Annotated in this window: 2 protein-coding genes; both read left to right on the forward strand. The window is 73.9% G+C overall.

All coding sequences use genetic code 11. The annotated features are described in order from the left end of the window. Positions 1-58 precede the first annotated feature (58 nt). Entirely contained in the window at positions 59-16,111 is a 16,053-nt protein-coding gene (locus Pen02_RS26190) for a non-ribosomal peptide synthetase (RefSeq protein WP_203868765.1), read from the forward strand. Further along, on the forward strand, positions 16,108-23,361 hold the full coding sequence (locus tag Pen02_RS26195) for a non-ribosomal peptide synthetase (protein ID WP_203868766.1): 7,254 nt from the start codon (positions 16,108-16,110) through the stop codon (positions 23,359-23,361). Before Pen02_RS26190 ends, Pen02_RS26195 begins: the two co-directional genes overlap by 4 nt. The last annotated feature ends 3 nt before the right edge of the window (positions 23,362-23,364 follow it).

Consider the following 23,364-nt stretch of genomic DNA (forward strand, 5'->3'; position numbering starts at 1 on the left):
TGATCCGGACCAACTCGTCGGCCGACTCCCGCTCCTCGACGACACCCACCAGCACCAGGTGATCGAGGCGTGGAACGACACCGCCCGACCGACGACCTGGCGCAGCATCCCCGACCGCTTCGCCGAGCAGGTGGCCGCCGCGCCGGAAACCACCGCCGTCCGGTACGGCGCCGAGTCGCTCAGCTACGCCGAACTTGGCGCCGCCAGCAACCGGCTCGCCCGCCGGCTGCTCGGGTACGGCGTCGGACCCGAGTCGGTCGTCGCCGTCGCCCTGCCCCGCTCCCTCGACCAGGTGGTGGCGGCCTGGGCGGTCATCGCCACCGGCGCCACCTACCTACCGGTCGACGTCGACCTGCCGGCGGCCCGGGTACGTCACCTGCTGGCCGCCGGGCAGCCGACGGTGACCGTCAGCACCGAACGGTTCGCCGCCGAGCACCAGCTCGCCGACCGGCCGGTGCTGACGGTGGACGCCGAGGCCGACCGCGAGCTGACCGCCGGGCAGTCGCCCGCGCCGCTCACCGACGCCGAACGCGGCACCGCACCCCGCCCCGAGCACGGGCTGTACCTGCTCTTCACCTCCGGCTCGACCGGCGAACCGAAGCCCGTACTCGTGCCGGCGGTCACCATCACCAACCTGATCGACTGGCAGCGGGACCTGATCCGCCCGGAGGTCGGCGCGGTCACCGCAGCCTTCGCGCCGATCGGCTTCGACGTGTCGGTGCAGGAGATGCACGCGGCACTGCTGTCCGGGCAGACCCTGGCGATCTGCCCGGAGCCGGACCGGCGCGACCCGGAGCGGCTGGTGAGCTGGCTGGCCGAGGCCGAGGTCGCGCACTGGTACGCGCCCAACCTGGTGATCGAGGCGGTCGCCGAGGCCGCGGTGACGGCCGGGGTACGGCTGCCCGCGTTGCGGCACATCGTGCAGGCCGGCGAGGCGCTGCGGCCCACCGCCGCCGTCCGGGACTTCGTCGCGGCGGTACCCGGCCGACGGCTGCACAACCAGTACGGTCCGACCGAGTCCCATGTGATCACCGGTACCGTGCTGCCCGCCGATCCGCAGGACTGGGCCGGTACCCCAGACATCGGCACCCCGGTCGCCAACATGCGGGTCTACGTGTTGGACCCGGCGCTGCGCCCGGTGCCGCCGGGCGTGGTCGGTGAGCTGTACCTCGCCGGCAGCGGGCTCGCCCGGGGCTACGCCGGCCGGCCGGGTGCCACCGCCGACCGCTTCGTGGCCTGCCCGTTCGGCACCGGCGACCGGATGTACCGCACCGGTGACCTGGGAAGCTGGCAGCCCGACGGCACCCTGGCGTACGCCGGGCGGGCCGACAGCCAGGTCAAGATCCGTGGGTACCGGGTGGAGCCGGGCGAGGTCGAGGCGGTGCTCGCCGCCCACGACGAGATCGCCCAGGCGGCCGTGGTCGCCGAACGGACCCCGGCCGGCGCCACCCGGCTCGTCGGATACGTGGTACCCGCGCACGGCCGCACCGTCGACCCGGCGGCGCTGACCCGACAACTCGCCACCCGGCTGCCCGACTACCTGGTGCCGGCCGCCCTCGTCCCGCTGCCCGCGCTGCCGCTGACCCGCAACGGCAAGCTGGACCGCCGGGCGCTGCCGGCGGTCGAGCCGCAGCCGTCCCGGGCCCCGCGCGACGCCCGGGACGAGGCACTCTGCGCGCTCGCCGCCGAGGTGCTCGGCGTCGAACGGGTCGGCATCGACGACGATCTGTTCGAGCTGGGCGCCAACTCGCTGACCGTCAGCCGGTTGGCCGGGCGGATCCGCAGCGCGCTGGAACTCGACGTGCAGCCCCGGCAGATCTTCGAGAAGCCGACCGTGGCCGGGCTCGCCGACAAGCTGGCCGACGCGGCGGCCCGGCAGTCCGCGCCGATGCCCCGCCCGCAGCGGATTCCGCTCTCCCTCGCCCAGCGTCGACTGTGGTTCCTCAACCGGCTGGAGGGCAGCAGCGCCACCTACAACATCCCGAGCGCGCTGCGCCTGACCGGCCGGCTCGACCAGACTGCCCTGTGGCAGGCGCTGGCCGACGTCGTACGCCGGCACGAGGCGCTGCGCACCGTCTTCGCCGAGGACGCCGACGGGCCGTACCAGACGGTTCGGGACGAGCTGCCGATGGCCGGCGAGGCGGTGGTGGTGACCGAGGCGGAGTTGCTGCCCCGGCTGACCGAGGCGGCCCGGTACCGGTTCGACCTGGCCGTCGAGCCGGCGCTCCGGGTCACCCTCTTCGAGGTGTCCCCGACCGAGCACGCCCTGCTGCTGGTCGCACACCACATCGTCACCGACGGCTGGTCGATGGAGGTGATCTCGCGGGACCTGGCCGAGGCGTACCAGGCCCGCCGGGGTGGCCAGGCACCCGACTGGCCCGATCTGCCGGTGCAGTACGTCGACCACGCGCTGGCCCAGGAGCAGCGGCTCGGCTCGACCGACGATCCCGACTCCACCCTGAGCCGCCAGCTCGACTACTGGACCGAGACCCTGGCCGGGCTGCCCGAGGAACTCGACCTGCCCACCGACCGGCCGCGCCCGGCCCGGGCGTCGTACCGGGGCGACCGGATCGGTTTCGAGGTCCCCGCCCCGCTGCACGCCGCGATGACCAAGCTGGCCCGGATCCACTCCGTCAGCGTCTTCATGGTGATGCAGGCGGCGCTGGCCACCCTGCTCAGCCGGCTGACCGGCGGCACCGACATCCCGATCGGCACCCCGGTCGCCGGCCGCGCCGACGAGGCGACCGAACGTCTGGTCGGACTCTTCATCAACACCCTCGTGCTGCGTACCGACACCGGGCGGGATCCGTCCTTCGCCGAACTGCTCGGCCGGGTCCGCCGGACCAACCTCGGGGCGTACGGGCACCAGGACGTCCCGTTCGAGCGGGTGGTGGAGGCGGTCAACCCGGTCCGGTCGCTGGCCCGGCACCCGCTGTTCCAGGTGCTGCTGGCCGCCTCCGCCGGCAGCTCCGGCGCGCCGCGCCCCGAACTCGACGGGCTGACCGTCAGCCCGTACCTGCTCGGCACCGGCACCTCCCGGTTCGACCTGTACTTCTCCATGGTGGAGCGGCGCGACCAGCACGGTGAGCCGACCGGCATCCGGGGCGGTCTGGAGTTCAGCACCGACCTGTTCGACAGGGCCACCGCCGAGTCGATGGTGGCCCGGCTCGTGCACGTCCTCGGCGCCGTCGTCGCCGAGCCGGACCGTCCGATCCGCGACGTCGACCTGCTCGTCGGCGACGAACGCGAACTGCTGCTGCACGCCTGGAACGACACCACCGTCCCGGTGCCGGCCGGTCCGCTCACCCGGATGATCGAGGAGAGCGCCGGGCGGCGGCCGGATGCGGTGGCCGTCCGGTACGCCGACCGCGACCTGACGTACCGCGAACTCGACGCCGACGCCAACCGGCTGGCCCGACACCTGCTCCGGCACGGCGCCGGCCCCGGCGAGCTGGTCGCGGTCGCGCTGCCCCGCTCCGAGCGGCTCGTCGTCGCCCTGCTGGCGGTACTCAAGACCGGCGCCGGTTACCTGCCGGTCGACCTGGACTATCCCGCCGAGCGGGTCGGCTACATGCTCGACGACGCCCGGCCGGCGATCCTGCTCGGCACCCCCGAACTGCCCGCCGACTGGGACACGGTCGGCGGCCGGCGGATCCTGCTCGGCGACCCGGCCACCGAGGCCGACCTGGCGGCGCTGCCCGGCGACCCGCTGCCGGACAGCGGCGAGTTCTCGCCCGACCAGCCCGGCTACGTCATCTACACCTCCGGCTCCACCGGCCGGCCCAAGGGCGTCGTGGTGACCCGGGGCGGCCTGGTGAACTTCCTGCACTCGATGACCTCGACGGTGCCGCTGACCGGGGACGAGCGGCTGCTCGCGGTCACCACGGTCGGCTTCGACATCGCCGGCCTGGAACTGTTCGGGCCGCTGCTGACCGGCGGCACCGTGGTACTCGCCGACCGCGACCTGGTCCGCGACCCGGACGCGCTGGGCGCGGCACTGGTACGCGAGCGGATCACCGTCATGCAGGCGACGCCGAGCCTCTGGCGTGCCGTGTCGGAGTCGACTGTCGACCACGACCTCGGCAGGGTACGGGTGCTGATCGGTGGCGAGGCGCTCCCCGCCGACCTGGCCCGGACGCTGCGTCGGCGTACCCGATCGGTGCTGAACCTCTACGGTCCGACCGAGACCACCGTCTGGTCCACCGGAGCCGAGGTGACCGACGATCCGGGCCCGGCCTCGGTGATCGGCCGGCCGATCGCCAACACCGCCGTCTACGTGCTGGACCGCGCGCTGCGGCCGGTGCCGCCGCTGGTGGCCGGCGAACTCTACATCGCCGGGGACGGCCTCGCGCTCGGCTACCTGCACCGGGCCGGCCTCTCCGCCGAGCGGTTCGTCGCCGCGCCGTTCGGCCCGCCCGGCGCCCGGATGTACCGCACCGGTGACCGGGCCCGGTGGACCCGGGACGGCCGGCTGGAGTTCCTGGGCCGGGTCGACCACCAGGTCAAGCTGCGTGGCTTCCGGATCGAACTCGGCGAGGTGGAGTCCGCGCTGACCGCCTGCCCCGGGGTGGCCCGGGCCACCGTGCTGGTCCGGGAGGACCGGCCCGGCGACCGCCGGCTGGTCGGCTACCTGGTACCGGTCGACGGGTCGGCGCCGGACCCGGCCGAACTGCGCGTCGCGCTCGGCCGCACCCTGCCGGACTACATGGTCCCGTCGGCGTTCGTCGTCCTCGACGCGCTGCCGCTGACCCCGAACGGCAAGCTGGACCGGGCCGCGCTGCCGGCCCCGGCCCAGGACCCGGCCGGGGTGGGCCGGCCGCCGAGGGACGCCCAGGAGGAGATCCTCGCGACGATCTTCGCCGAGGTGCTGAACCTGCCCGCGATCGGCGTCGACGACAACTTCTTCGACCGGGGTGGCCACTCGCTGCTGGTCACCCGGCTCGCCGGCCGGATCCGGGCGACCCTGGACGTCGAGGTGAGCATCCGGGACCTCTTCGAGGCGCCCACCGTCGCCGGGGTACGCCGGCTGCTCGACGCCGCCGCCCCGGCCCGGCCCGGCATCACCGCCGGGGACCGGCCGGAGCGGGTACCGCTGTCCTTCGCCCAGCAGCGGCTCTGGTTCCTGAACAGGTTCGAGGGGCCGAGCGCGACCTACAACATGCCGCTGTCGCTGCGGCTGACCGGCCCGCTCGACGTGGCCGCGATGCGGGCGGCCCTGGCCGACGTGGTCGCTCGGCACGAGTCGCTGCGTACCCTGTTCACCGAGCACGACGACGGGCCCTACCAGCAGATCCTGGACGCCGACACGGCCCGCCCCGAACTGGAGCTGGTGCACAGCACCGCCGGGACGGTCGACGACGACCTGGCCCGGGCCGCCCGGCACACCTTCGACCTGGCCGCCGAGCTGCCGGTGCGGGCCTGGCTGTTCCGGGTGACCGAGCAGAGCCACGCCCTGCTGGTCCTGGTGCACCACATCGCCGGCGACGGCTGGTCGATCCCGGTGCTGGCCCGGGACTTCGCCACCGCGTATCGGGCCCGGGTGGCCGGCACCGCACCGGACTGGCCCGCCCTGCCGGTGCAGTACGCCGACTACACCGTCTGGCAGCAGCGGCTCTTCGGCACCGAGGACGATCCCGGGTCGCTGATCGGCCGCCAGCTCGACTACTGGGCGGAGCGGCTGCGCGGGCTGCCGACCGAGATCGAGCTGCCGACCGACCGGCCCCGTCCGGCGGTCGCCTCCGAACGCGGCGACCGGGCCGAGTTCGCGCTTCCGGCCGAGCTGCACGAGCGGCTGTCGGCGTACTGCCGGGACCGGGGCGCCACGCCGTTCATGGTGTTGCAGGCGGCCTGGGCGGCGGTCTTCTCCCGGCTCGGCGCCGGCACCGACGTGGCGATCGGTACCCCGGTCGCCGGCCGGGTGGACCGGGACCTGGAGCAGTTGATCGGCTTCTTCGTCAACACCCTCGTGCTGCGCACCGACCTCTCCGGCAACCCGAGCTTCGACACGCTGGTCGAACGGGTCCGGGAGACCGCGCTCGGCGCGTACGCCCATCAGGACGTGCCGTTCGAGCGGCTGGTCGAGCGGCTGAACCCGGAACGGTCCAGTGCCCGGCATCCGCTCTGCCAGGTGGTGCTGGTGGTGAACAGTGCCGACCCGGAGCGGGCGGTGGCCAGCCTGCCGGGGCTGGCGGTGTCGCCGAACCGGGTCGACACCGGTACCGCCCGGTTCGACCTGCGGATCTCGCTGGACGAGCACCGGACCTCCGACGGCGGGCCGGCCGGACTGCGTGGCGTCATCGCGTTCCGGACCGACCTCTACGACCACGCCACGGTCGCGGCGATGGCGGACCGGTTCGTCCGGCTGCTCGACGCGGCGCTGGCCGTACCGGCCCGGCCGGTCCGGGAGCTGCCGCTGCTCGGGGACGCGGAACGGAACCTGGTGCTGCGGGACTGGCAGGGCGAGATCCGCCCCGCCCCGGAGGTCTTCTTCCTGGACCTGTTCGCCGACCGGGTACGGGCGGTGCCGGACGCGCCGGCCGTACAGCACGGTGCCGACGTCCTCTCGTACGCCGAGTTGGACGCCCGGTCGGCCCGGCTGGCCCGGACACTGCGGGCGTACGGCGTCGGGCCGGAGGCGCTGGTCGCGGTGGTGCTGCCCCGGTCGGTGGACGCGGTGGTGGCGCTGCTGGCGGTGCTGAGGGCCGGCGGCGCGTACGTGCCGGTCGACCCCACCCAGCCCCGGGACCGGCTCGCCTTCATGGTCGCCGACGCCGCCCCGACGGCAGTGCTGACCTCCGCCGACTGCGCCGAACTGCTGCCCGAGCTGACGGTGCCGGTGATCGAGGTCGGGTCGACGGAGTCCCCGCTCGACGGGCCGGAGCAGGACGGGCCGGAGCAGGACGGATCGGCCCGGCCCGTCCGGCTCCACCCGGACAACCCGGCGTACGTCATCTACACGTCGGGTTCCACCGGCCGCCCGAAGGGCGTGACGATCACCCACCGTACCCTCGGCGGTTACGTCGCCCGGTCGGCCCGGGTCTACGGGCCGGCCGCCGCGCAGGTGGCCTGGCTGCACACCCCGATCTCCTTCGACATGACGGTGACCTCGCTCTACACCGCGCTCGCCTGCGGCGGTCGGGTCGTGCTCGGCGAGCTGAACGAACTGGCCGAGTCCGGCGCACCCCGCCCGGCGCTGCTGAAGGTGACCCCGTCGCACCTGGAACTGCTGGACGGCCTGCCGGCCGAGGCGTCCCCGTCCGGGATGCTGGTGCTCGGCGGCGAACTGCTCACCGGCGCCGCGCTGGGCCGGTGGCGGGACCGGAACCCGGGCGCCACCGTCTTCGCCGCCTACGGGCAGACCGAGACCACCGTCAACTGCGCGGAACTGCGCCTGCCGCCCGGGGCGCCGACCCCGGCCGGCGCGGTGCCGGCCGGCCGCCCGTTCGAGAACACCCGGGTCTACGTCCTCGACGCGGCGCTGCGTCCGGTGCCGCCGGGCGTCACCGGCGAGCTGTACGTGGCCGGCGCCGGCATGGCCCGGGGGTACTGGAACAGGTTCGGCCTGACCGCCGAACGGTTCGTCGCCGACCCGTTCGCCGCCGACGGGTCCCGGATGTACCGCTCCGGCGACCTGGGGCGGTGGACCGCCGACGGCGAGTTGCAGATCGCCGGCCGGACCGACGACCAGGTCAAGGTGCGGGGCTTCCGGATCGAGCTGGGCGAGATCGAGAACGTCGTCGCCGCGCACCCGGCCGTGGCCCGCTGCGCCGTGGTGGTCCGCGAGGACCAGCCCGGTGATCGGCGACTGGTCGGTTACGTGGTGCCGGCCGGTACGGTCGGCGAGCCGGACCTGCGCGACCACGCCGCCCGTGCGCTGCCCGACTACATGGTGCCGGCCGCCTTCGTGCTCCTCGACGAGCTGCCGCTGACGGTCAACGGCAAGCTCGACCGGCGTGCCCTGCCGGCACCCGACTACGGCGCCGCCGCCGGTGGACGCGAGCCGCGTACCCCGCGCGAGGAGATCCTCTGCGGTCTGTTCGCCGAGGTGCTGGGCGTGGACCGGGTCGGCATCGACGGCGACTTCTTCGCCCTCGGCGGTCACTCGCTGCTGGCGACCCGGCTGGCCAGCCGGATCCGCAACACCTTCGACGTCGAGATGTCGGTGCGGCAGGTCTTCGAGACGCCGACGGTGGCGACCCTCGGTGCGGCGCTGGACGGCGCCGGCCGGCCGGTGCAGGGGGTCCAGCCGGTCCGGCCGAGGCCCGCCCGCGTCCCGCTCTCCTACGCGCAGCGCCGGCTCTGGTTCATGTACCGGCTGGAGGGCCCGAGCAGCACCTACAACATCACGATGGCGATGCAGCTCACCGGCCGGCTGGACGTGTCGGCGCTGCGGGCCGCGCTGGCCGACGTGGTGACCCGGCACGAGTCGCTGCGCACCGTGTACGCGGAGGACGAGGCGGGTCCGCACCAGGTGGTGGTGGCCGCCGAGGTGGCCCGGCCGGAACTGGTACCGGTGCCGTCGTCGGCGTCGACGGTGGACGCCGACGTGGCGGGTGCGGCGCGGTACGCCTTCGACCTGTCCGTGGAGCTGCCGGTGCGGGCCTGGCTGTTCGAGGTGGCGCCGGACGAGCACGTGCTGCTGCTCGTCCTGCACCACATCGCCGGGGACGGCTGGTCGAACCCGATCCTCGCCCAGGACCTGAGCCAGGCGTACGCGGCCCGGTCCCGAGGGGAAACACCCCGGCTGGCGCCGCTGCCGGTGCAGTACCCCGACTTCGCGCTCTGGCAGCCGGAGTGGCTCGGTGCCGAGGACGACCCGAGCAGCCTGCTCGGCAGGCAGCTCGCGTTCTGGAAGCAGACCCTGGCCGGCCTGCCGGAGGAACTGGTGCTGCCGACCGACCGGCCCCGCCCGCCGGTGCCGTCGCACGAGGGCGGCCGGGTGCCGGTGGAGATCCCGGAGGAGCTGTACCGGGAGCTGCTGGCCCTGGCCCGCTCGTCCGGCGCGACGCTGTTCATGGTGTTGCAGTCGGCGCTGGCGGTGCTGCTGTCCCGGCTCGGCGCGGGTACCGACATCCCGATCGGCACCTCGATCGCGGGTCGTACCGACGACGCGTTGTCGGGGCTGGTCGGGTTCTTCGTGAACACGTTGGTGTTGCGCACGGACGTGTCGGGGCGGCCGTCGTTCGTGGAGCTGCTGCGGCGGGTGCGGGAGGCGGACCTGGCCGCGTACGCGCACCAGGACGTGCCGTTCGAGCGGTTGGTGGAGGTGTTGAACCCGGAGCGGTCGCTGGCCCGGCATCCGCTGTTCCAGACGATGCTGTCGCTGGACAACACCGACCTGTCCAGCACCGTCGACGTGGTACGCCTGCCCGAACTCGAGGTCCGTGGCCGGCCGGTACGCCGGACCGTGGCCCGTGGCGACCTCGGTTTCACCCTGCGGGAATGGCACGACGCCGACGGTGTCGCCTCGCTGCGCGGCATCCTGGAGTTCAACGCCGACCTGTTCGACCAGGAGTCGGCCGAGCTGTTGGCCACCCGGTTCGTCCGGTTGCTGGCGGCGGTGGTCGCCGAGCCGGCAACAGGAATCGACCGGCTCCCGGTGCTGTCCGGCGCCGAGCGGACCTCGCTGGTGGCGGGCCTGAACCAGACGACTCGCACCGTTCCGGCCCTGACCCTCGGGGAGTTGTTCGAGGCGCAGGCGACGCGGTCCCCGGACGCGCCGGCCGTGGAGTGTGCCGGTGAGGTGGTGTCGTTCGCCGAGCTGGACGCCCGGGCGAACCGGCTGGCCCGGTACCTGCTGGCCTCCGGGGTGCGGCCGGGTGACGTGGTCGGGATGATGCTGCCGCGTTCCGTGTCGTGGGTGGTCGCGATGCTGGCGGTGGCGAAGACGGGTGCGGCGTACTGCCCGATCGACGCCGGCCTGCCGGCCCACCGGCTCGGTTTCGTGCTGGCCGACGCGGCACCGTCGGCGGTACTCGCGGTGTCGGCGTCGGCGTCGGTGGTGTCCGGGCTGGCGGACGGCCCGGTGCTGCTGCTGGACGACCCGGCCGTGCTGGCGGCGGTGGAGTCGCTGCCGGACGGCGACCTGTCGGTGCCGGAGCGCGGCGGTCGGCCGTCGCTGGACGGACTGGCGTACGTGATCTACACGTCGGGCTCGACCGGCCAGCCGAAGGGCGTCGCCGTCACCCATCGTGGCATCGCGTCGTTCGCCGCCCACCTGATCGAGATGCTCGACGTCACCCCGGACGACCGGGTGTTGCAGAACGTCTCGCTGAACTTCGACTCCTCCCTCTCCGACCTGCTCACGGCGTTCTGCTCCGGAGCCCGCCTGGTGCTCAACCCGGCGGACCAGGCGGTCACCGACGCGGACCTCACCGCGCTGGTCAACCGGCACGGCATCACCCAGCTCACCGCCAGCCCGACCATGCTGCGGACGCTGGCCAGCGCCGAGGTGCCGACGCTGCGCGGTGTCCACCTCGGCGGCGAGCCGCTCTCCGCCGAACTCGCCGACCTCTGGGCCCGCGCCGGGGTCCGGGTGGTGCAGGGGTACGGGCCGACGGAGTCGACGGTGGCGGTGACGACGTCCGCGCCGTTGGCGGTCGGCGAGCCGCCGCACATCGGCGGTCCGGTGGCCAACTCGCAGGTCTACGTACTCGACGGCGGCCTGTCCCCGGTGCCGGTCGGCGCGGTCGGCGAGCTGTACGTGGCCGGCGCCGGGCTGGCCCGGGGTTACGTGGGTCGACCGGGCCTGACGGCGGAACGCTTCGTGGCCTGCCCGTTCGGTGCGGCCGGTTCGCGGATGTACCGCACCGGCGACCGGGTGCGGTGGACCCGGCGCGGCGGGCTGGAGTTCGTGGGTCGGCTGGACGACCAGGTGAAGATCCGCGGGTTCCGGGTCGAACTCGGCGAGGTCGAGGCGACGGTGGCGGCGCACCCCTCGGTCGACGGGGCGGTGGTGATCGTCCGAGAGGACCAGCCGGGTGACCGGCGCCTGGTGGCGTACGTGGTGGGGCTGCCGGACGTGGTGGTGGACCCGGCCGAGGTGCGGACGTTCGTCTCCGGGGTGCTGCCGGGGTACATGGTGCCGTCGGCGGTGGTGGTGCTGGACGCGTTCCCGAGGTCGGCGAGTACGAAGGTGGACCGCCGGGCCCTGCCGGCACCGGACTACGGCGCCGCCGCCGGGGGCCGGGAGGCGCGTACCCCGCGCGAGGAGATCCTCTGCGGCCTGTTCGCCGAGGTGCTGGGCGTGGACCGGGTCGGCATCGACGACAACTTCTTCAACCTCGGTGGCCACTCGCTGCTGGCGACCCGGCTGGCCAGCCGGATCCGTACCGTGCTGAGCCAGGACATGCCGGTCCGGCAGCTCTTCGAGCACCCGACCGTGGCCGAACTCGCCCCGGCGCTCGACGGCGCACCGACCCGGCGTGCCCTGGCCCCGGTCCGCCCCCGGCCGGCCCGCGTCCCGCTCTCCTTCGGACAGCGCCGGCTCTGGTTCCTCAACCGGTTCGAGGGGGCCACTGCCACCTACAACATGCCGCTGGCGCTGCGGCTCTCCGGCCGGCTCGACACGGCGGCGCTGACCGCGGCGCTGGCCGACCTGGTGACCCGGCACGAGTCGCTGCGGACGGTGTTCGCCGAGGACGAGCAGGGCGTACACCAGGTGGTGGTGGCCGCCGAGGTGGCCCGACCGGAGCTGGTGCGGGTGCGGTCGACCCCGTCCGGTGTGGCGGCCGAGGTGGCCGAGGCGGCCCGGTACGCCTTCGACCTGTCGGTCGAGCTGCCGATGCGGGCCTGGCTGTTCGAGGTGGCCGAGGACGACCACGTCCTGCTGCTGGTGGTGCACCACGTCGCCGCCGACGGCTGGTCCGCGCCCCGGCTGATGGCCGATCTCGGCACCGCCTACCGGGAGCGCCGGGACGGCACGGCGCCGGTCTGGCCGCCGCATCCGGTGAGCTACCTCGACTACAGCCTGTGGCAGCACGAGCTGCTCGGCTCCGAGGACGACCCGGACAGCGGCATCAGCCGACAACTGGCGTACTGGACCGAGACCCTGGCCGGGCTGCCGGACGAGTTGCTGCTGCCGACCGACCGGCCGCGCCCGGTGGCGCCGTCGTACGCGGGCGGCCGGGTGCCGGTGGAGATCCCGGACGAGCTGTACCAGGGCCTGCTGGAGCTGGCCCGGTCGTCGGGCGCGACGGTGTTCATGGTGTTGCAGTCGGCGCTGGCGGTGCTGCTGTCCCGGTTGGGTGCCGGTGCCGACGTGCCGATCGGCACACCGATCGCGGGTCGTACCGACGACGCGTTGTCGGGGCTGGTCGGGTTCTTCGTGAACACGTTGGTGTTGCGCACGGACGTGTCGGGTCGGCCGTCGTTCGTGGAGTTGCTGCGGCGGGTGCGGGAGGCGGACCTGGCCGCGTACGCGCACCAGGACGTGCCGTTCGAGCGGCTGGTGGAGGTGCTGAACCCGGAGCGGTCGCTGGCCCGGCACCCGCTGTTCCAGGTGCTGCTCTCGCTCAACAACAACGACCAGGCGCCGGCCGGGAGCGCCATCGCGCTGCCGGAACTCTCCGTCTCGACCCAGCCGCTCGGTGGTGGCGTCAGCAAGTTCGACCTGCTGTTCGGCTTCAGCGAGTTGCAGCGCTCCGGTGCGACGGCGACCGCCCTGCACGGGGTGCTGGACTACAGCGCCGACCTGTTCGACGAGGAGTCGGCGGAGCTGTTGGCCGCCCGGTTCGTACGGTTGCTGACGGCGCTGGTGGCCGACCCGGAGTCCCGGGTGGACCAGGTGGAGGTGCTGGAGCCGGCCGAGCGCGAGTCGCTGGTGGTCGGCCTGAACCAGACGACCCGGACCGTTCCGGCCCTGACGTTGGGGGAGCTGTTCGAGGCGCAGGTACTGCGGTCGCCGGAGGCGCCGGCACTGGAGTACGTCGGAGAACAACTCTCGTTCGCGGAGCTGAACGCGCGGGCGAACCGGCTGGCGCGCTATCTGCTGCGGAACGGCGTGCGGCCGGGTGACGTCGTCGGGGTGGTGTTGCCGCGCTCGGCGTCCTGGGTGGTGGCGATGCTGGCGGTGGTCAAGGCCGGTGCGACGTACTGCCCGATCGACGCCAACCTGCCGGCGCACCGGCTGGACTTCCTGCTCTCCGACGCGGCACCGTCGCTGCTGCTGACGGTGGCGTCGACGGCCCCGGTGCTGGCCGGTACGGCGGCCGACCGCCTGCTGGTGCTGGACGATCCGGCGGTGGCGGTGGCGGTGTCGTCGTCCCCGGCGGACGATCTGACGACCGAGGAGCGGGGTCGCCGGCTGCTGCTGGACGACGTCGCCTACGTCATCTACACCTCGGGTTCGACCGGCCAGCCGAAGGGCGTCGCCGTCACCCACCGGGGTCTGGCCAGCATGATCCTCGAACACGTCGAGCGGATGCAGATCGGCCCCGGCGACCGGCTGCTCCAGATCGTCTCGCCGAGCTTCGACGTCAGCATGGCCGAGATCGGCCACACGCTGTGCGGCGGAGCCACCCTGGTGATCGCGCCGGCCGGCCACGAGACCGGCGGCGACGAACTCGCCGGAGTGCTTGCCGCGCACGCCATCACGCACACCATCCTGCCGGCCGCGCTGCTGGCGACGGTGCCGGACGGCGTCGCCACCACGCTGCGGACGATCTGCACCGGCGGCGAGGCGCTGTCGGTGGACCTCGCCTCCCGCTGGGCCGCCTCCGGGGTACGGCTGGTCAACGCGTACGGGCCGACGGAGTCGACGGTGGCGGTGACCATGTCGGCGCCGCTGGCCGAGGGCGAGGTGCCGCACATCGGTGTGCCGGTCGCCAACTCCCGGGTCTTCGTGCTGGACGGCTCGCTGCGTCCGGTGCCCGTCGGCGCGGTGGGCGAGCTGTACGTGACGGGTCCGGGCCTGGCCCGTGGCTACGTCCGCCGGGCCGGGTTGACGGCGGAACGCTTCGTGGCCTGCCCGTTCGGCCCGGACGGAGCCCGGATGTACCGCACCGGCGACCGGGTGCGGTGGTCCCGGCGCGGGGTGCTGGAGTTCGTCGGCCGCGCCGACGACCAGGTGAAGATCCGCGGCTTCCGGGTCGAACTGGGCGAGGTCGAGGCGGCGGTACGGTCGTACGCCTCGGTGGACCAGGCGGTGGTGATGGTCCGGGAGGACCGGCCGGGCGACCGGCGCCTGGTGGCGTACGTGGTGCCGGTGGCCGGCCAGGACGGCGACCCGGCAGGTGTACGTACCCACGTCGCGGGACTGCTGCCGGCTTACATGGTGCCGTCGGCGGTGGTGGTGCTGGACGCGTTCCCGAGGTCGGGGACCACAAAGGTGGACCGGCGGGCGTTGCCGGCGCCGGACTACTCGGCGGAGTCCCAGGGCCGGGAGCCGCGCAACCCGCGCGAGAAGGTCCTGTGCGACCTCTTCGCCGAGGTGCTCGGCCTCGACCAGGTGGGCATCGACGACAACTTCTTCACCCTCGGCGGCGACAGCATCATCTCGATCCAGTTGGCCAGCCGGTCCCGGCGGGCCGGGCTGGCGGTCTCCGCCCGACACGTCTTCGAGCACCAGACGGTCGCCGAACTCGCCGAGGTCGTCCAGGCAGTGGTGGACGAGCGCACCGAGGAGGCCGGGGCCGGCGTCGGCGAGGTGGCCGTCACCCCGATCGTCGGTTGGCTGGCCGAACTCGGCGGGCCGGTCGCCGGGTTCCACCAGTCCCGCTTCCTGCGGGTACCGGCCGGCGCGACCTACCAGCAGCTCACCGACGTACTCCAGGCGTTGCTGGACCACCACGACGCGCTGCGGCTGCGCGCCGACGGCGCCCCGGACGGCGGATGGAGCCTCACCGCCGCACCGCCCGGCGCGGTCCGGGCCGGCGACTGCCTGCGGCACGTCGACCTGAGCGGCGCGGACGAGGCCGGTTACGTCGACCGGGTCCGGGCCGAGGCGACCGCCGCCCGGGACCGGCTGCGCGTCGACGGCGCTCTGGTGCAGGCGGTGTGGTTCGACCGGGGCGTCGGGCGCTCCGGTCGACTCCTGCTCCTCGTGCACCACCTCGCGGTGGACGCCGTCTCCTGGCGGATCCTGCTGCCCGACCTGGTCGAGGCGTGGGACGCGGTGGCGGCCGGGCAGCCGGTCCGGCTGGCTCCGGTCGGCACCTCGCTGCGGACCTGGGCGCGTCGGCTCACCGAGTGGGGCCGGCAACCGCAGCGCCAGGCCGAGCTGGCGCACTGGACCGGGGAACTGGGCGAACCGGAGGCACCGCTGGGCGCCCGGCCGCTCGATCCGGCCGCCGACGTGGTGGCCTCGGCCACCGGCGTCACCATGCGGCTGCCCGCCGACGTCACCGAGGCGGTACTGACCGAGGTGCCGGCCACCTACCACGCCGACGTGACCGAGGTGCTGCTGGCGGGTCTGGCCGTCGCGTTCCGTACCGCCGGGCTGGCCGGCTCGCGGGGCGTCCTGGTCGACCTGGAGAGTCACGGCCGCGCCGAGGACGTGATCGACGGCGTGGACCTGTCCCGCACCGTCGGCTGGTTCACCGCCTCGTACCCGGTCCGGCTCGACCCGGGTCCGGCGGACCTCTCCGAGTTGCGTGCCGGCGGGCCGGCCGTCGGCGACGCCCTCAAGCGGGTCAAGGAGCACGTGCGTGCCGCGTCCGGCCGTGGTCTCGGGTACGGGGCGCTCCGGCACCTCGACCGGCGCAGCGCGGCCGTCCTCGCCCGGCTGGCCCGGCCGCAGGTGGGCCTCAACTACCTGGGCCGGGCGCCGGCCGCGCCGACCGGCCCGGGCGCCGACTGGTCGGTCGCCACGGACGTGCCGGGCGTGGTCGGCCAGGACCCGGCGATGCGGCTGCCGCACGCCCTGGAGATCGTCGCGATCGTCCGGGACGCCGGCTCCGGGCCGTGTCTCGAAACCACCTGGGTGTGGCCCGCCGAGCTGTTCACCGAAGACCGGGTCCGGGAGACCGTCCAGGCCTGGTTCGACGCGCTCACCGCGCTGGTCTGGCAGAGCCGCTCGGCGGGCGGCGGGCTGACCCCGTCGGACGTGTCGCTGGCCGGCCTGGACCAAGCCGAGATCGACCTTCTCGAAGCCGAATGGGAGACAGACGAATGACCCTTCTTCAACCCGGACAGCGCGGTGCGGACACCCCGACCTCTCCCTCCGGCCGGCACGGGTCGCGGGGGAGGGTGGAGAACGGTGCCACGGGCCGGGCCAAACTCGACGACATCCTGCCGCTCACCCCGTTGCAGGAGGGCATGCTCTTCCACAACCAGTTCGACGAGTCCACCCTCGACGTGTACGCGGCCCAGCTCGTCGTCGACCTGGCCGGTCCGCTCGACGAGGCGGCGCTGCGCGCGGCCGGGGAGGCGTTGCTGGCCCGGCACCCCAGCCTGCGCGCCGGTTTCCGGCACAAGGGACTCAGCAAGCCGGTGCAGGTCATCCCGCAGTCGGTCCGGCTCCCGTTCACCGTGCACGACCTGACCGGCACCCCCGGGCCGGAGCAGGACGAGGCCGTCCGACGGATCGCGGCGACCGACCGGACCACCCGGTTCCAGCTCGGCCGGCCGCCGCTGCTGCGGTTCGCCCTCGTCCGGCTGGCCCCGGAGGCGCACCGGCTGGTGCTGACCATGCACCACATCCTCGCCGACGGCTGGTCCACCGCCGTGGTCTGGCGTGACCTGCTCGCCCTCTACCACGGTCGGGGGCACGCGCCCGAGCTGCCGCCGGTGCCGCCGTACCGCCGCTATCTGGCCTGGCTCGCCGAGCAGGACTCGGAGGCGGCCCGGGGCGCCTGGCGGGAGTACCTCGCCGAACTCGACGGTGCCACCCTCGTCGCGCCCCGGGCCGGCGACGAGGCGGAGCTGCCGCAACAGCAGCGGCGTACCCTGTCGCCGTCGGTCACCGAGGCGCTGACCGGGTGGTGCCGGGCCCGGGGAGTGACGCTGAGCACGGCGGTACAGGCCGCCTGGGTGCTCGTCCTCGGCCATCTCACCGGCCGCACCGACGTGGTCACCGGGATCACGGTCTCCGGCCGTCCGCCGGAGCTGCCGGGCGTGGAGACGATGGTCGGCCTGTTCATCAACACCGTGCCGCTGCGGGTACGCCTGCGACACGGCGAGACCCTCGGCGGCCTGGTCGAGCGGATGCAGGCGGAGGGCCTGCGGATGCTGCCGTACCAGCACCTCGGGCTGGCGGAGATCCAGGGCGTGACCGGCCTGCCCAAGCTCTTCGACGCGCCGACCGTCTTCGAGAACTACCCGACCACCGGTCGGGCGGGCGGCAGCGACGGACCATCCACTTCGGACGAGCTTCGGGTCACCCGGGTGCACGGTCAGGACGGCACCCACTACCCGCTCACCCTGGCCGCCGCACCCGGCTCCGAACTGGTGCTGCGGGTCGACCACCGGCCCTCGGTGTTCGGTCCCGAGTTCGGCCGTCGGGTGCTGGACCGGGTCGCCCTGGTACTCGAACGGCTCGCGTCCGCGCCGGACAGCGTGCTGGACCGGCTCGACCTGCTATTGCCCGGCGAGCGCGAAGACCTGCTCACCTGGTCGACCGGCGCCGAACCGCCGGCCCCGGCCACCCTGCCGGCGCTGTTCGAGCAGCGGGTGCGGACGACCCCGGACGCCGTGGCGGTGGTCGACGACGACGAGTCGGTGACCTTCGCCGAGCTGAACCGGCGGGCCAACCGGTGGGCGCACCGGCTGCTCGCCCAGGGGATCGGCCCGGAGCAGGTGGTCGCCGTCGCGGCGCGACGCGGCGTGCACCTGCCGACCGCTCTGCTGGCGGTCGCCAAGGCCGGCGCCGCCTATCTGCCGCTGGACCCGGCCTATCCGGCCGACCGGCTCGCCGCGCTGCTGGCCGACGCCGCGCCGGCCTGCCTGCTCAGCACCACGGCGGTGGCCGCGGAGCTGGCCGTGCCCGCCGGGCTGCCGGTGCTGGCCATGGACGCCGTCGACGTCGAGCCGGCGCCGGAGCACGACCCGACCGACGCCGACCGGTCCGCGCCGCTGACCACGGCGCAGGCGGCCTACCGGATCTACACGTCCGGCTCGACCGGCCGCCCGAAGGGCGTCGTGGTCAGCCACCACGGACTGGCCGCGCTCGTCGCCGGCCAGGCCCGGGTCTTCCGGGTACGTCCCGGCGACCGGGTACTCCAGTTCGCCGCCCTCGGCTTCGACGCCACCGTCTCCGAGTTCTGGGTGACCCTGGTCTCCGGCGCCACCCTGGTGCTCACCGCGACCGACCGGATGCTGCCCGGACAGCCGCTCGCGGAGCTGATCGCCGACCGTGGGGTCACCTCCGTCACCCTGCCGCCGACCGCGCTCGCCGCGATGCCCCCGGACGCCCTGCCGCCCGGTGGCACGCTGGTGGTCGCCGGTGAGGCGTGCCCGCCCGCACTGGTCAGCCGGTGGGCCCCGGACCGGCGCATGATCAACGCCTATGGGCCGACCGAGAACACCGTCTGCGCCACGATGAGCGACCCGCTGCCCGACGGCGAGCTGCCACCCATCGGGCGGCCGATCGACGGTACCCGGGTCTACCTGCTCGACCAGCGGCTCGCGTTGACGCCGCTGGAGGGTATCGGCGAGCTGTACCTGGCGGGTGACGGGCTGGCTCGGGGCTACGCCGGCCGGCCGGGGCTGACCGCCGAGCGGTTCGTCGCCGACCCGTACGGGCCGCCCGGGGCGCGGATGTACCGCACCGGTGACCGGGCGCGTCGGCGGTCCGACGGCAACCTGGAGTACCTCGGCCGCACCGACACCCAGGTCAAGATCCGTGGCTTCCGGATCGAGCCGGGCGAGATCGAGGCGGCCCTCGGCGAACATCCGGCGGTGGCCCAGGCGATCGTGGTGGCCGGCGCCGACCACGAGGGCCAGCCGCGCCTGGTCGGGTACGTGGTGCTGCGGTCCGGCGGCGACGCGCCCGACCTGCGGGCGTACCTGGCCGACCGGCTGCCCGACCACATGGTGCCGGCGGCGGTGGTGGTGCTGCCGGCGATGCCGATCACGCCGAACGGCAAGGTCGACACCCGGGCCCTGCCCGACCCGGAACTCGACGGTGCGGCCGGCGGCCGGCCACCGCGCAACCCCCGCGAGGAGATCCTCTGCGAGATCTTCGCCGAGCTGCTCGGGGTGGCCCGGGTCGGCATCGACGACAACTTCTTCGACCTGGGCGGGCACTCGCTGCTCGCCACCAAGCTGATCGGCCGGATCCGGGCCATCCTCGACGCCGAGGTGCCGGTGAAGCGGCTGTTCGACGCGCCGACCGTCGCCGGGCTGGCCGAGGTGCTGGACGAGAGGGAGGGGCGACGGCCACCGGTCGAACCCGTGCTGCCCCGGCCCGACCGGGTACCGCTGTCGGCCGCGCAACGCCGGCTCTGGTTCCTCAACCGGGTGGAGGGGCCGAGCCCCACCTACAACATCCCGATGCCGATGCGGCTCCGTGGCGACCTGGACGTGGACGCGCTGCGGGCGGCGCTCGGCGACGTGGTGCAGCGGCACGAGGTGCTGCGAACCGTCTTCGGCGAGGACGAGACCGGCCCGTACCAGAGCGTCCGGGAAGGTGGCGAACCCGACTTCGCCGTCCTGCCGGTGACCCCTGACGAGGTACCGGCGCAGATCGCCGCCGTGGCCGGCCACCGGTTCGACCTCGCGGCCGGCGAGCCACCGTTGCGGGTACGGCTGCTCGCCGTGGCCGAGCAGGAGTACGTGCTGGTCGTGGTGGTACACCACGTGGCCGGGGACGGCTGGTCGATGCCGCTGCTCGCCGCCGACCTGACCCGGGCGTACGCGGCCCGTTCCGTCGGGACGACCCCGGACCTGCCCCCGCTGCCGGTGTCGTACGCCGACTACGCCCTCTGGCAGCAGCGGGTGCTCGGGGACGAGGAGAACCCGGGTTCGCTGCTCAGCCGGCAGTTGGCGTTCTGGCGGGAGCGGTTGGCGGACCTGCCGCAGGAGCTGGCGCTGCCCGCCGACCGCCCGCGCCCGGTGGTGGGTACGCAGCGCGGCGCCGAGGTGGGCTTCGACGTGCCGGCGGAGCTGCACGACGGCCTGGTGCGGCTGGCCCGGGGCGGCCGGGCGACGCTGTTCATGGTGCTGCACAGCGCGGTGGTGGGTCTGCTGTCCCGGCTGGGCGCCGGCACCGACATCCCGGTCGGTACCCCGGTCGCGGGGCGGTCCGACGCCGGGCTGGAGGGGCTGGTCGGGTTCTTCGTCAACTCGCTGGTGCTGCGGGCCGACGCCGGTGACGACCCGTCGTTCCGTGAACTGCTCCGCCGGGTACGCGAGGCGGACCTGGCGGCGTTCGCGCACCAGGACGTGCCGTTCGAGCGACTGGTCGAGGTGTTGAACCCGGAGCGGTCGCTGGCCCGGCACCCGCTGTTCCAGGTGATGCTCTCGCTGAACAACACCGAACCGGCCCCGGGGGAGGGCGCGTCCACCGGACTGCGCGTCGAACGGGAACGGGTCGAGGTGCGGACCGCAAAGTTCGACCTGCTGTTCTCCTTCGCCGAACGGCAGGAGGCGGACGGCCGGCCGGGCGGCATCCAGGGCTCGGTGCAGTACAGCACCGACCTGTTCGACCCGCAGACCGCGCAGGAGTTCGCCGACCGGCTGGTACGGCTGCTCACCGCCGCCGTGGCGGATCCGACCGTGCGGCTCAGCCGGCTGGAGATCCTCGACCGCGTCGAGCGCACGTCGGTGGTCAAGACCTGGAACGCCACGGACCGGCCCGCGCCGGACCGGCTCCTGGCGGACCGGCTCGCCGACCAGGCGCGGGCCACCCCGGACGGCTGTGCGGTCCGGTACGGCAGCACGTCGTTGACCTACCGCGAACTGGACGAGGCGGCGAACCGGCTGGCCCGGCTGCTGCTGGCCCGGGGCGCCGGGCCGGAACGGGTGGTCGGATTCGCCCTGCACCGGTCGGTGGAGCAGGTGGTGGCACTCGTCGCGGCGGTCAGGATCGGTGCGACCTGCCTGCCGCTGGACGTCGGCCTGCCGGACGAGCGGGTGGCGGCGGTGCTCCGGGACGCCGATCCGGTAGTGCTGCTGACCGCCGGTGAGGTCGCCGACCGGAGCTGGGCCCGGCAGCCGTACGCGGTCCGCCTGGACTCCGACGACGTCCGTACCGACCTCGCCGGTCGGGCGGCGACGGCGGTGACCGACGCGGAACGCGGCCGGCCGCTGCGCCGGGACCAGGGCCTCTACCTGCTCTACACCTCGGGCTCGACCGGCACGCCGAAGGGTGTGCTGATGCCGGTCCGGTCGATCGAGAACCTGATCGAGTGGCAGCGGGACAGCCTCCCCGGCGGTCCCGGCACCGTGACCGCACAGTTCGCGCCGATCGGCTTCGACGTCGCGATCCAGGAGGTGTGCTTCGCCCTGACCACCGGCCGGACCCTGGCGATCTGCCCGGAGGACGTCCGTCGGGACGGCCGGCGGCTGGTGCACTGGCTGGCGGAGCAGCAGGTGGCCGAGCTGTTCGCACCCACGCTGGTGGTCGAGGCGGTCGCCGAGTCGGCCGCCGAGCAGGGGGTACGGCTGCCCGCGCTCACCGACGTGGTCCAGGCCGGCGAGGCGCTGCGGCTGACCGCCGCCACCCGGGACTTCTTCGCCGCCGAGCCGGGCCGCCGGCTGCACAACCAGTACGGGCCGACGGAGTCGCACGTGGTCACCGGCACCGTGCTGCCGACGGACCCCGAGCGGTGGCCGGTGCTGCCGGACATCGGCGGCCCGGTCGACAACGCCCGGGTGTACGTGCTGGACGCCACCCTGCGTCCGGTGGCGCCCGGCGTCGTCGGCGAGCTGTACCTGGCCGGTGAGTGCCTGGCGCGCGGTTACAGCGGGCGGCCGGACCTGACCGCCGAACGCTTCGTCGCCTGCCCGGTCGGTGCGTCGGGGCGGCGCATGTACCGCACCGGTGACCTCGTCCGCTGGACCCGGGACGGCCGGATCGCCTTCGTCGGCCGGGTGGACACCCAGGTGAAGATCCGTGGGTTCCGGGTGGAACCGGGGGAGGTCGAGACCGTCCTCGCCGGGCACCCCGGAGTCGGCCAGGCCGCCGTGGTGGCGCAGTCCGGCACCACCGGAGGCAAGCTGCTGGCCGCGTACGTGGTGCCGGCGCCGGACGCCGCCGTCGAGCCGGAGGACCTCGCCGAGTACCTGCGCCGCCGGCTGCCGGACTACATGGTCCCGTCGGCGTTCGTGGTACTCGCCGAGCTGCCGCGCAACCGCAACGGCAAGCTGGACCGGGCCGCCCTGCCGGCGGTGGACGCCGGTGACCGGGCGGGCAGCACGCCGAGGACCCCCGAGGAGAAGGTGCTCAGCGAGGTCTTCGGCGAGCTGCTCAACCGGGCTCCGGTCGGCATCGACGAGGACTTCTTCGCCCTCGGCGGTCACTCGTTCCTGGCCACCAAGCTGGTGCAGCAGATCCGTTCGCGGTTCGGTGTCGAGTTGTCGGTGCGCAGCGTCTTCGAGGCGCCGACCGTCGCCGGCCTGGCCCGCGAGCTGGGGTCGAACCCGGAGCGCGACCCGTTCGCGGTGATCCTGCCGCTGCGCCGGCACGGCGACCGTACGCCGCTGTTCTGCCTGCACCCGGCCTCCGGCACGAGCTGGAGCTACGCCGGTCTGCTGGCACACCTGCCGGCCGAGTACCCGATCTACGGGGTGCAGGCCCGGGGGCTGGGTGAGCCGGCGGCGCTGCCCGGCTCGATCGAGGAGATGGCCGAGGACTACGCCGAGCAGATCCGGGCCACGTACCCGTCCGGGCCGTACCGGCTGCTCGGCTGGTCGTTCGGCGGGCTGCTGGCGCACGCCGTGGCGACCCGGTTGCAGCAGTCCGGCGCCGAGGTGGCGGACCTGTTCATCGTGGACGCGTACCCGAACCCGGAGGTCAGTGTGCCGGACCGGGCGGACCACGAGATCATCGCCTCGCTGCTGGCCCGTGACTTCGCCGTCGACCAGGCGGAACTGGCCACCGACCTCGACGGGGTGCTGAGCCGGTACGCCGAGTACCTGCGGGAGACCGACCACCGGCTCGCCGCCCTCGGCGAGCAGGGCCTGAAGGACAGCATGCGGGTGTACGTCAACTGCGCGCGGATCATGACCGAATACCAGCCGCAGGTGTTCGACGGCGACCTGACGTTTTTCACCGCCACGTTGAAGTCCGAGGGCATCGCCAGTTCTCCGGAATTGCGTGACCATTTCACCGCCGAAGCGTGGTCCCCGCTCATTAAGGGCGGAATTAATAACCATGATATCGAAGACATCCACGGTATGCTGTTCAGCAATCCTTCTTCCGTGGCGGCGATCGGGCGTGCGGTGGCCTCGACGTTCGCGCAGGCGGAAAAGGCATCCAGGTGAGGG

Source organism: Plantactinospora endophytica (assembly GCF_016862915.1).
Lineage (GTDB): Bacteria > Actinomycetota > Actinomycetes > Mycobacteriales > Micromonosporaceae > Plantactinospora > Plantactinospora endophytica.

Coding starts and splice junctions, on each gene's coding strand:
- Pen02_RS26195 (WP_203868766.1), top strand. CDS start 16,108: ATGACCCTTCTTCAACCCGGACAGCGCGGTGCGGACACCCCGACCTCT.